This window comes from Acholeplasma oculi (genome assembly GCF_900166985.1).
Classification (GTDB): Bacteria; Bacillota_I; Bacilli_A; order Acholeplasmatales; family Acholeplasmataceae; genus Acholeplasma; species Acholeplasma oculi.
In genome coordinates this window covers 291,560-305,056 of sequence record NZ_FUZK01000002.1, presented here as the reverse complement: position 1 = coordinate 305,056, position 13,497 = coordinate 291,560, and the positions used below count along the sequence as shown (strand labels likewise).

At 30.4% G+C, this 13,497-nt stretch carries 16 protein-coding genes and 1 other annotated feature; of the genes, 6 read left to right on the top strand and 10 right to left on the bottom strand.

Going from position 1 to position 13,497, the window contains the following annotated elements:
* Positions 1 to 104: 104 nt before the first annotated feature.
* The 3 genes from B5X49_RS05555 to B5X49_RS05545 all read left to right on the top strand — a co-directional run bounded on the left by B5X49_RS05555 (position 105) and on the right by B5X49_RS05545 (position 2,878).
* A complete protein-coding gene (locus tag B5X49_RS05555; protein WP_045748733.1) occupies positions 105 to 1,352 on the top strand; it encodes an MFS transporter in 1,248 nt (415 codons plus the stop codon).
* A 74-nt stretch (positions 1,353 to 1,426) separates the two neighbouring features.
* Entirely contained in the window at positions 1,427 to 2,125 is a 699-nt protein-coding gene (locus tag B5X49_RS05550) for a hypothetical protein (protein WP_045748734.1), read from the top strand.
* Between the two features lie 30 nt (positions 2,126 to 2,155).
* Positions 2,156 to 2,878 carry a phosphotransferase gene (locus tag B5X49_RS05545; protein ID WP_045748735.1) on the top strand — a complete coding sequence of 241 codons (723 nt, stop codon included), beginning with the start codon at positions 2,156 to 2,158 and terminating at the stop codon, positions 2,876 to 2,878.
* 50 nt (positions 2,879 to 2,928) lie between these two features.
* Here B5X49_RS05545 and B5X49_RS05540 read toward each other — a convergent pair whose 3' ends face one another.
* Entirely contained in the window at positions 2,929 to 3,237 is a 309-nt protein-coding gene (locus B5X49_RS05540; RefSeq protein WP_143228545.1) for a hypothetical protein, read from the bottom strand.
* Between the two features lie 45 nt (positions 3,238 to 3,282).
* Between B5X49_RS05540 and B5X49_RS05535 the strand changes: the two genes are divergently transcribed.
* A complete protein-coding gene (locus B5X49_RS05535) occupies positions 3,283 to 3,963 on the top strand; it encodes a DUF2161 family putative PD-(D/E)XK-type phosphodiesterase (RefSeq protein WP_045748737.1) in 681 nt (226 codons plus the stop codon).
* A gap of 3 nt (positions 3,964 to 3,966) precedes the next feature.
* Entirely contained in the window at positions 3,967 to 4,236 is a 270-nt protein-coding gene (locus tag B5X49_RS05530; RefSeq protein WP_045748738.1) for a hypothetical protein, read from the top strand.
* Between the two features lie 15 nt (positions 4,237 to 4,251).
* Here B5X49_RS05530 and B5X49_RS05525 read toward each other — a convergent pair whose 3' ends face one another.
* The 4 genes from B5X49_RS05525 to B5X49_RS05510 all read right to left on the bottom strand — a co-directional run bounded on the left by B5X49_RS05525 (position 4,252) and on the right by B5X49_RS05510 (position 7,885).
* The gene (locus tag B5X49_RS05525; RefSeq protein ID WP_045748739.1) at positions 4,252 to 5,001 is read right to left on the bottom strand and encodes a GntR family transcriptional regulator; all 750 of its coding nucleotides are present in this window, start codon (positions 4,999 to 5,001) and stop codon (positions 4,252 to 4,254) included.
* The gene (locus B5X49_RS05520) at positions 4,998 to 5,690 is read right to left on the bottom strand and encodes a GntR family transcriptional regulator (RefSeq protein ID WP_052669854.1); all 693 of its coding nucleotides are present in this window, start codon (positions 5,688 to 5,690) and stop codon (positions 4,998 to 5,000) included. Before B5X49_RS05520 ends, B5X49_RS05525 begins: the two co-directional genes overlap by 4 nt.
* A 256-nt stretch (positions 5,691 to 5,946) precedes the next feature.
* Entirely contained in the window at positions 5,947 to 6,783 is an 837-nt protein-coding gene (locus B5X49_RS05515; RefSeq protein WP_045748740.1) for a polyprenyl synthetase family protein, read from the bottom strand.
* 121 nt (positions 6,784 to 6,904) lie between these two features.
* A complete protein-coding gene (locus B5X49_RS05510; protein WP_052669856.1) occupies positions 6,905 to 7,885 on the bottom strand; it encodes a phosphotransferase family protein in 981 nt (326 codons plus the stop codon).
* 123 nt (positions 7,886 to 8,008) lie between these two features.
* Here B5X49_RS05510 and B5X49_RS05505 point away from each other — a divergent pair, with 123 nt between their 5' ends.
* Positions 8,009 to 9,232 (top strand): AarF/UbiB family protein, encoded by a 1,224-nt coding sequence (locus B5X49_RS05505; RefSeq protein WP_045748741.1) that lies wholly within the window; start codon positions 8,009 to 8,011, stop codon positions 9,230 to 9,232.
* 65 nt (positions 9,233 to 9,297) lie between these two features.
* On the opposite strand, the gene trpB is transcribed toward B5X49_RS05505, so the two are convergent.
* From trpB to B5X49_RS05480, 5 genes are all read right to left on the bottom strand, one after another.
* Positions 9,298 to 10,473: a tryptophan synthase subunit beta gene (gene trpB, locus B5X49_RS05500; protein WP_045748742.1), complete on the bottom strand. Its 1,176-nt coding sequence runs from the start codon at positions 10,471 to 10,473 to the stop codon at positions 9,298 to 9,300.
* 66 nt (positions 10,474 to 10,539) lie between these two features.
* Positions 10,540 to 10,806: a binding site (T-box leader), on the bottom strand.
* A gap of 41 nt (positions 10,807 to 10,847) precedes the next feature.
* The gene (locus B5X49_RS05495) at positions 10,848 to 11,129 is read right to left on the bottom strand and encodes a YerC/YecD family TrpR-related protein (protein WP_045748743.1); all 282 of its coding nucleotides are present in this window, start codon (positions 11,127 to 11,129) and stop codon (positions 10,848 to 10,850) included.
* A 17-nt stretch (positions 11,130 to 11,146) separates the two neighbouring features.
* Positions 11,147 to 11,854, bottom strand: a complete 708-nt coding sequence (locus tag B5X49_RS05490) for an amino acid ABC transporter ATP-binding protein (protein ID WP_045748744.1) — start codon at positions 11,852 to 11,854, stop codon at positions 11,147 to 11,149.
* A gap of 3 nt (positions 11,855 to 11,857) precedes the next feature.
* Positions 11,858 to 12,511: an amino acid ABC transporter permease gene (locus tag B5X49_RS05485; RefSeq protein WP_045748745.1), complete on the bottom strand. Its 654-nt coding sequence runs from the start codon at positions 12,509 to 12,511 to the stop codon at positions 11,858 to 11,860.
* The gene (locus tag B5X49_RS05480; protein WP_045748746.1) at positions 12,511 to 13,299 is read right to left on the bottom strand and encodes an amino acid ABC transporter substrate-binding protein; all 789 of its coding nucleotides are present in this window, start codon (positions 13,297 to 13,299) and stop codon (positions 12,511 to 12,513) included. The genes B5X49_RS05485 and B5X49_RS05480 overlap by 1 nt, the downstream gene beginning before the upstream one ends.
* Positions 13,300 to 13,497: the final 198 nt, after the last annotated feature.

Here is a 13,497-nt window from a genome sequence, read left to right as displayed (position 1 = left end):
TTTTACAAAATAATCTCAAGTAGAAGTCTAAATAATTGTGAATAAGCAACTTTTTCTATATAATAACCACATATTTGTAGAAATTCAACTTAGGATGTGAACTTATGCAAAACTGGAAAAAACAAACCGCTCAATTCATGATTAGTCAAACTGTATCTTTACTTGGATCCATGTTGGTTATGTATGCCATACTATGGCATATCACTTTAAGTACGGATTCAGGACTGATGATGACACTTTATGTACTAGCAACATTTATACCTGCATTATTAGTTGCACCTTTTGCTGGTGTTTGGGCAGATAGACTCAATCGAAAGAACTTAATGATTTTTGCTGATCTTTTAATAGCGGTTGTTACATTAATAATAGCTATACTCTTTATATTGAATATAAGAGATTTGTGGATTGTATTTATCATATCGATTGTCAGATCGATTGGACAAACCATACACCAACCAGCAGTATCTGCTGTTTACCCAAGTATAGTTCCTAAAGACTATCTTTTAAAGGTTCAAGGGATCAATCAAGGTATTCAATCATCCTCAATGATTCTTATGCCGTTACTAGCAGGCTTATTACTGGTTATTCTACCTTTAGAATATATTTTATTTATTGATGTATTCACTGCAGGTATTGCTGTTTTAATGTTAATTTATTTTATCGAAATACCTGCACCTAAACAAGAATCAAGTGCATCTGCGATTAACTATTTTTTGGATATTAAGGCAGGATTTAATTATGCAAGAAAACATACATTCATTATAAGTATACTGATATTTAGTTTTATCTTTATGTTCTTAGTGGCTGCACCGTCATTTTTATCATATCTTCAAGTAGCTAGAGTTTTTGGTGCAGAAGCGTGGAGATTATCTTTATTAGAGGCTTTATTTGGAATTGGTATGTTATTAGGTTCTTTAGTCATCACTGCATGGGGTGGATTTAAAAATCGATTACATACATATTTTATATCCTTTATCTTTATAGGTATTGGAACAATGGGGTTAGGCATTCCATTTAACTTCTGGGTATATATTGGCTTTTGGGCATTTGTAGGTTTCTTTATATCTTTAGGTAGTCCTGTAATGGTTGCTTTAATACAGGAAAAAGTAGAACCTGATTTTATAGGCCGAATATTTTCTGTATTTGGATTAATTCAAACAGCGAGTCTACCTCTTGGTATGTTACTATTTGGTCCACTATCAGATGTATTTGATATTTCAAATATCATCTTAATGAGTGGTATCGGTATGGTCTTGATATCAGGTGTTGTACTCTTTAGAAAAAAACTCATGGTAAATGGATTAAAAGAAGTAACCGATAAAAATGATGAGTTAGAAGAAAATAATTTATAATTATTTATGGTTTCTATATGGGATTATGATATACTTTTATTGATATAAAATTGATATACAAGGGAATGATTTGAATGGTTATAAAATTTATAACAACAATTTATACAATCTTTTTATTAGTTTCGCCTATATTTTTATATAGTAAGCCGATTGATGACCTACCGATAGTTTTTAACGTCATAGAAGAATCAGTCAATTATAGTGGAACACTCAATCAAACAGTGATTGAATTAGAGTATGTTATAGATAACCAACATCATCACGGGATAAAAGCAGTTAAAATTTATTTTGATGCAACATATAATGATGTTCCTGTAGGGTCTTTCAATTTCGAATATAATGTAGATGTGATGCAGTTTGAGGTTGTAAATGGAGATATTAGATATGCAATCGGTCAAGCTAATTTTGATAGTATTGAAATTACTAAAATAGAAGTTGTTCAAAGAACATTTTTCGAATCCTATTTATCTGCCATACTCATGGGCTTCTTTTATATGGTTATCCTTCTGATTATGTGGATGTTTGTAGACCGTCATCAAGAACATTATATGTCAGATGTGATTGAGATATTTAAAACCTATTGGTGGGCTGCTTCCCTTATTCTCATTGGTATTCCACTTGTATTAAACGTTTTATCATATCTTGGACGATATCATGTGTTAGCAACACCTTATGGTTGGGTATTCTTTATATCCTGCATGATTAGTATGGTTTTTGTAATATTTATATTATGGCTTTATCATTACATAATGGGTAAGCGTATCATAAAATAGTATCTATCTTTATATAAAGGAAATAACTAAATGGAATTTAACGAACTCATAGGTAAAGGCAGAGTTTCAAAAATTTATAGAAAAGATGATAGAGCATTTAAAGTTTATCCAATGGATTATCCAATAGATTGGATAGAAAAAGAATATCATATTCTAAAAGCACTTCATGAAAAAACTAACCTATTCAAAGGTAATATAATTTTCCATAAAAATGATCATGTATTAGAAATACCTTATATTCAGGGACAAACACTCGCATCTAGAATGATCAAGGACCGTTATGTATTGGGTATTGAAGATATGATTGATGTTCAATCATCCATATATGATTTTCAACACATAGATTTAGATGATGCATTTGAAGTATTTAAAAATCAAATACATGCTTCAAGTCTCTCAAATGAATTAAAAGAAAAAGCAGAAAACTCACTTCAAAAAATAGCATATGAACAAGTACTGTGTCATTTCGATTTTCATTTAGAAAATATGATGTATGATGGAAAAACTTATCATATCATTGATTGGGTGAATGCAAAACTAGGGAATAAGGTGATGGATATAGCAAGAAGCTATATCATACTTAAAGAATATTTACCTAGAAAAGCAAATATTTACCTTAAAGGTATTTGCAAAAAAAATCAAATAGATATGAATCTTGTCAAAGAAGCAATACCCCTCATGGCGTTTCTAAGATTGATGGAAATCAATCATTCACCATTTGAGGATAAACTCATTGAAATGATTATGAATTAAGAAAAAAAGAGCTATATTTTTAGCTCTTTTCGTTTAATGGGATTCATTCATTATGGTTGGAAGGCACCGAATAATACTAACCAAGTCAATATGGTTTGTGCACCTGTACCGTCCAGATTTGGATAAATGAAAAAAGCAAACAGCATCATTAAGATGCCTTGAAACAAATGAACTGAACCCACAATCTTGTTGAAACGGATTAAACTTGGGAATGATAATTTATCATTCTTTACAACGGATGTATCCATGAATATATACTTAATTAATAATGCATATTGGAATATATATGTTGATGAAACATAAAATAAAAATTCAAGAATATGCAAAAAATACACAGAGAAATTATAATCTGTCACCATGCATAGATTAGATTATGATATGATAGTCTAAAGGATGGATAGTTGATGAAAGAAACAGATCTTTTTATACCATGTAAAAACTTATTAGAATCCATGGGGTTTAAAGTTAAAGGAGAGATTAATCATTTAGATCTTTTAGCGATTAAAGATGATTATTTAGTTGCAGTAGAACTTAAGACATCTATTTCATTGAAACTGATTTATCAAGCACTGGAAAGACAAAAGTTAGTACATAAAGTATATGTTGCACTCCCTTTTAAAAAGCTTAATTTAAGGAGTTCTAGTGTAAAGTCTTTTATGATGTTACTTAAGAGATTAGATATTGGACTTATCCGAGTTACATCATATGATGCAACTGTTTTAGTAGAGAGTGAAGGATTTGATTTAAATCAAAGCATCAAAAGAAATAAACCTAAAAGAGAAAAACTATTAAAAGAATTTAGTTTAAGAAAAGATGATACAACTTTAGGTGGAACAAAAGAAAAAAGAATGACACATTACAGAGAAAAAGTCATTCAAATTGCCAAGTATCTTTATGAATTTGGAGAAAAGAGTCCAAGAGAAATCATAATGTATACAGGAATAAAAGATGCGCCCTTGATACTTAGAAAAAATTATTATTTATGGTTTATCAATGTTAGAAGAGGTGTTTATGCAATTTCTTTGATAGGAATTAAAGAAATTGAACCTTACATGAAAAAGGAAATTGTTTATGAGGACTTATAAATTATGAAGAATCCATTCGTATTTGCCATTTTACGATTTTTAAAACATATTGGATATATAACGATTATTTATCTTATGATTTTTTCTTTGATTCGATTTGCTGATTTATACAATCATAATGAACTAAGTATTGATCAAATCATCCAATTCAGTGATTTATTCAATATCAACCGACCTATTCCGTTACTCGTGATGACCATCATACCGGTCGTTTTAATCACTCAAGTTGAGTCGTATGTATTGTTAAGAAATGAAGCAAATGAAAAGAAGTGATAGACACTTCTTTTTTTATGGCTTGATTACTGTTTTTAGATAGATAGAGTAATTGATGCTTGCATACCCACAACCATACTCAATTAACTCATTACCTTGATAGGTATGTGCCTTGACACAGATGGTTGCTGAATCTAGAGGGTTGGATAATATCTTTTGAATATCTTTAGGTGGTGTAATGACTTCTATAAGTCTTTTTGAGTTATCCATTTTAATATGATGTGTATCTTCTAAATATTTAAAAATGGCATTATGTTCAAAATCAAATTTAAGTGGTTGATCAAAGTATTTTGCATCATAATAAGCATCAAGTAAAATTATAGGCATTTCATTGGCTAAGTAGAGTTTTCTGACAAACAATACTTGTTTAAACATATTTAAATTCAGTTTGTTTTGTTGACTTTTAGATAGTATTTTATAGTCCATCACCTTCATTGAAACATCATAACCTGTATGTTTAATTGCATCATATAAGGATACAATGCCTCCGTAAAAGTCATGATACAAATGAATTCTATTGATGAAATATGTTTGATTCGTATAAATCAAATAGCCTTCTTGAATTAAGTCATTAAATGCTTGTTTAATTTCTTTAGAATCAATATGATTTTGTTTAGAAATGGATTCTATAGATTCTAGTTCAAGAACTTGGTTAAAGGATTGATGAGAAATAATTTCTTTCATTTGATCAATGATTTGTTTATGAATAGAATCCTTTTTTCTATGGTCAATATTGAGGTTTAAGTTAAAGAGTTTTTTGTTCATAATAGGACCTCAAACGAAATATATTTAGCTGGCATCAATGTTTCGACTTCAGCAATTTGTTCATGGTTTTTATTATAGACTTTCGTAACAATTTTATGTACAGGATCTTTTACTTTGATTTGAAGTAAAGATACATCCAGTAAATCAGCTGATTTAGGTGAAAATAGATTATCCATTACAATCTCCTCACTGTGATTTAAACGTATAAAAAAATCTCTAATATGGATATGCTCAGTTAATAAACTTTTAACTTGATCTAAATTGCTTTTATAAAACTTTATTTTTTGATGATAGATTGGAAATCCATTAAGTGTTGCATGTAGTTTAATCAATAAATGAGCATCTTTTTCTTTATTGGTATATAGCCAACGTCTAAAAAAAGAATCCGTAGAATCTAATAAATAATGTTTTTGATCATAAAAGGTTTTTAAAGGTATTGTTCGATAAGGTCTTAGACTTACAAATGTTCCTTTACCCTTTATAGAATGTATTAAATTTTTCTTTTGTAGGTCTTGATAGGCCATCCTAACAGCAATATCACTGATTTCAAAAAAAGAAGAGATTTCACTGACAGTGGGTAATTGATCCTGGTCTTTTAAGATTTTGTTATAAATTGCTTGTTCAATGCTGGTAACAATCTGTTGGACATAGGATTTACGTATGGATTTGTCTATTTGAATATAATACATGACACATCGCCTCAAATCTTTATATACTTATTATATGATAAAAATCTAATATTTTTAATAAGAAAATGGAACCTCTCTTTAAGAGGCTCCACTTTTTAGTGATTTTAATCTAGATTTACCAACAACACTATAAGGACCTGCAAATAAATCTATGATAAAATCATCTGTTTCTATATTAGGATATGTCATAGACATCAGTGTATATAAAAAGTAATTGGAGTTCGTCGTCACTAAATCTCCACCAAATGTAGCATAACTATTTTTTTCGGGTTAGTAGTTGTTTAATTTGGTCATGAATGGATGTATTTTCTAATCCTAGTGTTTGAATTAAGTGGTTTAATTTTTGAGTGTATTGGTTTAGGATTATTCTAGATTTATCTAAACCTAATAAAGAAACATAAGTCGGTTTATCTCTTAATTCATCCGATTTTGATTTACCGATTTCATCAGGTGTTAAGGTGTATTCTAAAATGTCATCTTGAATTTGAAAGATAAGACCAATATAGTAACCTAAGGACTCATATAGTGCAATATCTTTCTTAGCACCGATAACAGCAGCAGTCATTAAAGAAGCTTGAATTAAATTTGCTGTTTTGAGTTCATACATAAGATTTAGATCTTCGATAGAGATTTGTTTCTGCTCAGATTCAATATCTTTAATTTGTCCTAAAACCATACCTAAACTACCTGCTTTTTTTGCAAGTATTGAAATGATTTGAGTTTTCTCATCTCCGGTTAGGGCTTTAGTTTCTGTAACTAAATAGAAACTATCTGTAAGTAGTGCATCTCCTGCAAGAATAGCAGTACCTTCATCAAATGCGATATGTACAGTTGGTTTTCCACGGCGCATGGTGTCATTATCCATAGAAGGTAAGTCATCATGAATGAGTGAATAGGTATGAATAAGTTCTACAGCAACCAACGCATTTAAATAAGGTAGAGGGTTTATTCCAAGGGATTCAAGTAGTGTAATACCCAACATTGGTCTTACACGTTTTCCATTACCTAATAATGCATAAGATATGGCTTGTTTTAAGTTTCCATCTGGAATAGTCGATAAATAAGTTTTTAGCGTTTCTTCAATCATGGGCATATGTATGTTATTGAACAAAGAAATTTGTTCTGCTCCTTCATTTAGTGTCCTTATATGAATATTCTATCATAAAGAAAAAATATAGAGTTTAAAAAGAAATAAAGGATAGATGACCTATCCTTTAGCAATTGATGCGTTCATAAACATCTTTATATTTTTGTACAAATTGACTCAAATTATGAAGTCCTAAGTTTTTGATATCTTCTGTATCATAATGACGGTAACTATCTTCAATAATCATAATGAGTGCTAAGTATGCATCATATAAGTCTAATCGAATCTTTTCAGAGTCACTAAATGTTGTCTTTCCGTAACCTTCTAGTTCAAAAGGGTTTTTCATTCTAAATAGAGCTTCTTGAAGTGGGTCTCCATAAAAGGCTCTTTCAAAATCAATAAAACCAACTAATTTGTTACCTTCAACCATTATATTGGTATACCAACAATCAAAATGTATAAATGAAGGTGTTTTAACTTCATCTAAGACATCGCTTAAGTATTCAAATAGATTTCTAATTTTACAATAAGAAAAACCTAGATCACATTGATTCTTTTTACCATCTAATAATAAATGATCGAGCATTTTAAAGAATAACTCTTTCATGGTTGATGCTTGTAAATCCCTATGAAAAGGATATCCAAAGACATCACTTTTCAGAGAAGTATTCCATAGTTTTGTGTAATGTCCTGTAGCATTTAGTATATCTTTTAAGGTACTAGGATCCAAAGATGAATAGATTTTTTCTAAAGAAGTACCAACTAATTTTTCCATGATGTAATAAGGTGCACTGCAAAGAGTTAAGGAATCATCATATCCATAAATGGTAGGACAAGGAATACCTATAGATTTGGCTTTTTGCATAAAGAAAACTTCACTTTCCATCATGTTTTTTTCATAATGCATAACGGGTATGAGTGGATCAGGAGCAATCTTTATGATGACAAATTGATTGTTATCTAATTTGACTTCATAGATCGCATTAAACCAACCATCACTTAATTCTTTGATAGCATCTGAATCATTAGATATGTCTTGATGCATGATTTTTTGAATCATGTTTTGAATTGTTTTCTGATCTTGTTTATTTTTAGTTATGGATTCCATTTCATCACCTAACTCTATTATAGTTATTAATGGATGGATATACAACTCAAATCATAAAGTAATATCCATTGAATTGATCATAAAGATGGTATCATTTATGATAAGGATAGGTGATAGATTAAAATGAAATGGTTGATGTTTATCAAACTCTTTAAAGAAATATTTTCTAAAAAGAGATTACCTAATTTAGAATATATAGAAAAACAGGGATTACTGGCTGTAAAGATTGCTCAAACCTTCGCACTTAGGATTGATTTTTTGAGTGAGTCAACATGTACCCATTTAGCAAAACTTTACTCTAGAACAGAACCGGTTGAAGGGTTGGCATATCAAAATCTTTTAAAATCTTATGTCGATAAGGTATGGTTTGATCATTTTGAGTATATAGAAGAAAAACCTATAGGTAGTGCATCGGTTGGACAAGTTCATAGAGCCAAATTAAAAACAGGTGAAGAAGTTGTTATTAAATTTTTAAAGAAAGATTTTAAAAAGAAATTTATAAAAGATGTAAAATCACTGAGAAGATTTATAAAGTTCATTATATTCTTTTACCCAAAACTTCAAAAAGTTGCTGACCCTGTTGGTATTTTAGAACATATAGAAAACTATACGCTAGCAGAACTTGATTTAAGAAATGAAATAAAACATGGATATATTTTAAAAGATATACATGATAAGAATCAACATATTTTTGATTTAAGTCGATTGAAATTTCCAAAAATTTATGAAGATCTATCCAGTGAAAATGTGTTGGTTTCTGAGTATATAAAAGGAGATACTATTGATGATTTATTAAGTGAGAAGAAGATGATTCTTGCTGATATATTAGAAATATTTCATATACACGGGTTCTTCGTATTTTTAGTTGGAACATTCCACGGGGATTTACATCCTGGAAATATCATTAAGAAGGATAATGATTTTTACTTTATAGACACAGGAGCAATTTCTAAAGTTGGAGAAAAGATTCAAAAAGGATTATTTCAATTTATGGATAGGCTTGCATATTATGATTATGATGGATGTGCGCATGCCTTAAATCAAATGGCACTTACCGAGATATCGGGTAATAAGTTTGAAGCATTCCATCAAAAAATGTTGGAACTATACAAGGATTTTGATGATAAAACAGTTTCTGAAATTTCTCTTACCAAACGGATGATGGAAACTATTAAATTAGGCGTACACTCGGGTATGGTGTTTGAAAAAGGAATGTTTCCTATTATTAAGAGTATGATGTATCTGGATGGTATAGTATTAAAGGGAGCTCCCGATACAATACTTATGCAAGAAATGAGAAGATACTTAAATGAATTTCATGAAGCAAAAAAAGAGGTTATTCGATAAGAAAAAGTGGTATACCTAAAAAGGTACGCCACTTTTTCATATAGAGAGGGATGATTCATAACCGTTTAATCTACAATATTTAAACCACGGTATCTTGCAATATGCTTCACATCTTTATCACCACGTCCAGAAAGGTTTACAACAATCACCTGATCTTTTGGTAATGTTTTTGCAAGTTTAATAGCATGAGCAACAGCATGTGAGGATTCAATAGCTGGGATGATTCCTTCCATTAAAGTTAAGTACTCAAAAGCCTCTACAGCTTCCTCATCGGTTGCTGCAACATAAGTTACACGTTTGATTTCATCAAGGTATGCATGTTCAGGACCTACACCAGGATAATCCAGTCCTGCAGATATAGAATATACAGGAGAGATATCACCATTGTCTTCTAATAAAACTTTAGTCATCATACCATGGATAATACCCTTTTTACCAAGTGTCATGGTTGCCGCATGTTCTTTAGTGTGTAGTCCTTTTCCAGATGCTTCAACACCAATGAGTTTAACGGACTTATCAGGTATGAAATCATAGAATGCACCAATCGCATTAGACCCACCGCCCACACAGGCAATAACATAGTCTGGTAGTTTTCCTTCAGCAAGTTGCATTTGCTCTTTGATTTCTATTCCAATGACTTTTTGGAAATCTCTAACCATCATCGGATAAGGACTAGGTCCTACTGCAGAACCAATTAAATAGAATGTATCTTCTAATTCATTACTCCATGTAATGAGTGCACTATCAACCGCTTCTTTAAGCGTTTTTAAGCCATCTTGAACAGATATAACTTTAGCACCTAAAAGTTGCATCTTATAAACATTTAAAGCTTGTTTTTCAACATCAATAGCACCCATATGAATTTCACACTCCATATTAAGAAGTGCTGCTGCTGTTGCTGTTGCAACACCATGTTGGCCAGCACCTGTTTCTGCAATCAGTTTTTTCTTACCCATACGCTTGGCAAGAAGTGCTTGTCCTAACACATTATTAATCTTATGAGACCCTGTATGATTCAAGTCTTCACGTTTTAAATAAATCTTTGCCCCACCTAAATCTTCGGTTAAGTGTGATGCAAAATATAGATTGGAAGGTCTACCTGCATAATGATTTAAATAATACTTAAATTCTTCAATAAATAAAGGATCGTCCTTATATTTATTGTAGGCATCTTCAACCTCCTTGACTGCTTTTAAAATATGTGGTGGAAGAAATTGTCCTCCAAAATTACCAAACTCCATAATCTATTTCTCCTTTTTTTGTTTGAATTTTTAATATAAAAAAGCCCCTCACATAGAAAAATCTATGTAAGGGACGAGTTATCGTGGTGCCACCCTATGTTTAGAAATAAAAAAATTATTTCTCTTCATTTATTCAACATACGCTATCATTTAAGATATTAATATGTCTGCTCTTTAACGAAAGCTATCGTCTTTAACTACTTACCGTAGGTGTTTGCTAAAGCTTCTCCACAAGCCCATTCGTTCAACCTCATTATACTTACCTTTCACCATTTGTAAGTTCGCTTATCATAATGATTGGATGAATTATTATCCTTGTATCATTGAATTTATCCTATTATATACTATTAAAAATTAATTTACAACGATTTTAATTATTTTTTTGAATCGAGTATTTTTTTATAGCCACCCGTACCATATCGAATACATGTGGAGATACGACTTAAGGTCGTTGAACTAATACCTGTTTCTTCAATGATTTGTTCATAGGTTTTACCGTCTAATAAAAGTTTGGCTGATTTTATTCGTTGAGCCATAGCCTCAATTTCTTTGATTGTACACAAATCTTCAAAAAATGCATAAGCATCTTCCAAATTTTCTAATTTCAATATACTTTCAAATAGTTCATCATTTAAAGCGCTCTTTAACTTAGACATATCTACTACCTCACCATTTACAATGTATCAAATATTAAATCAATATCTATTATATCATTGATATCCTTATTAAGAATAATACTTGAATTTTTCATAAATAGCAATCTATCTGAAACGAGTTTAGCAAATCGAAGATCATGGGTTACAATTAAGATACCAATCCCTTCAGCTTTTAATTTTTTAATAATAGATACTAAATCATCAATAGATTTAACATCGAGTGCTGAAGTAGGTTCATCAAATAGAAGTATTTTAGGTTTTGTTGCTAGTGCTCTTGCGATTGCAATTCTTTGTTTTTGTCCACCAGATAAAGTGATTGGATAACTGTCTAATTTATCAGGTAATCCAACGAGTTCTAAAAGAGACTGGGTTTGAATCTTTAATTCATTTCTATCTTTTTTGTGGACAATACGTGGGGATAGTTCTAAGTTTTCTTTTACTGTTAAATGTTCAAACAATGCGAAATCTTGAAAGATAAAGCCAATGGATTGAAAGTATTGGTTTCTAATTTGTTTACTTGATTTTTGTAAGGAAACACCATCGATGAAAACCTCTCCCTTATCCGGTGTTTCCAACTGATTAATCAATTTTAATAAAGTACTTTTACCAGAACCTGAAGGACCTATGATACTTAAAACCTCTCCTTGGCTAAGTTCAATCGATACATCATTAACAGCTAAGTTATTTAGAAATGATTTTGTTAGACCTTTCGTTTTTAGTAACATAGTTTAAACCCCATAAAACGATAAACGTTTCTTTTCTATTTTTCTAAAGATAAAAACAATAATATAAGTAAAGAATAAATAAATAAGTGCTGCAACAAAATATGACTCCACTCTAAAATCTCTATTCACTAATTCTCTAGTATTTCTTAAAATATCAGAAATTGCTACTGCACTCACAAGTGCAGTATCCTTTACAAGTGTGATTAATTCGTTGACAACACTTGGCATTGTTTTGTGAAGCGTTTGAGGGATTATGATATGTCGGTATGTTTGATATGGATTTAAAGATAATGATTTTGAAGCATCATATTGAGATTTTTGAATTGAATTCATACCACCTCTAAATATTTCAATAAAATAAGCTGTGTAGTTGATGATGAATGTAAATATTGCTCCGTATATTTCATCAAATAAAAAGAAACTTCCAAAAAGTATCGGTATACCATATACAACAAAGAAGAGTTGAAGTAGTAAAGGAGTTCCTCTAATAACCCAAGTATATAGATCAATGAGTTTTTGGATTGGTTTAAAACTTAACTTTCTAAAAACAGCTAGTAGTAAACCTAGTGGAATGGATAAGAGTGTGAAAGAAAAGACTAGAAGGGTTGTCTTAGACCCTTCTAGTAGATAGTTTAATACATCTAAATAATAACTCATTATCCTCTAATAAATAGATTCACACCAAAGTATTTAATCGAAATAGGTTGAATCAATCCTTCCTCATATAACTCATCTAAAATAGCATCCACTCGGTCACGTAAAGATTCATCTCCCAATCTAAAACCAATTCCATACTGTTCACTACCAATAATCTCAGTACTGATTTGATATGTGTTACTTGTATCTTTCATCACAACATATCTTGCATAAATTTCATCTACAATCACAGCATCAACTAAACCAGCGTTTAATGCAAGTATAGCCTCTGATGATGTATTATATTTTTTAATTTCATTTGAAATATCTAAAATAGTTTCATTACCAGATACAGATATATCTGCAGAAGAACTGAGTTCAACACCAATATTTTTACCTTCTAAATCACTGATTTGATCAATTTCTGAACCGTCTTTTGAAATAATGATTAAGTTATTATCAAAATAAGGTTTAGAAAAAGTCATTTCTTGTTTTCTGCTATCTGTAATGGTTAAACCATTCCAAATAGCATCAATTCTTTTAGAGTCTAATTCCACATTTTTAGCATCCCAATCGATATATCTAAATTGAAGTTCAACACCCATACGTTCAAATACAAGTCTTGCAATTTCAATATCAAATCCAGCCGGGACTCCATCTTCTAAAAATCCCATTGGAGGAAAATCTGTATAACCTAAGATAAATGTACCTTTATCTTCAATATACTCTAAATCTGTTAAGGTGTTTCCACAAGCAGTCAGTGCGATGGAACTTAGTAAAACCGTGATGAATAAAAATATTTTTTTCATTTATAAAACCTCACTTTTAAATTAATTTTATGTCCATTATACTTTATTGCTTTAGTGTAGTAAAGTATAAAGTGAATAAAAACGTTTTCATAAAATTAAAAATAAAAATGTTTCAGCGATATCGTGTGCTCATTATTATGATATATTGAAGATATCATTAATAAATAAAGAGCTAAACGATTGAAAACTGTATTACTT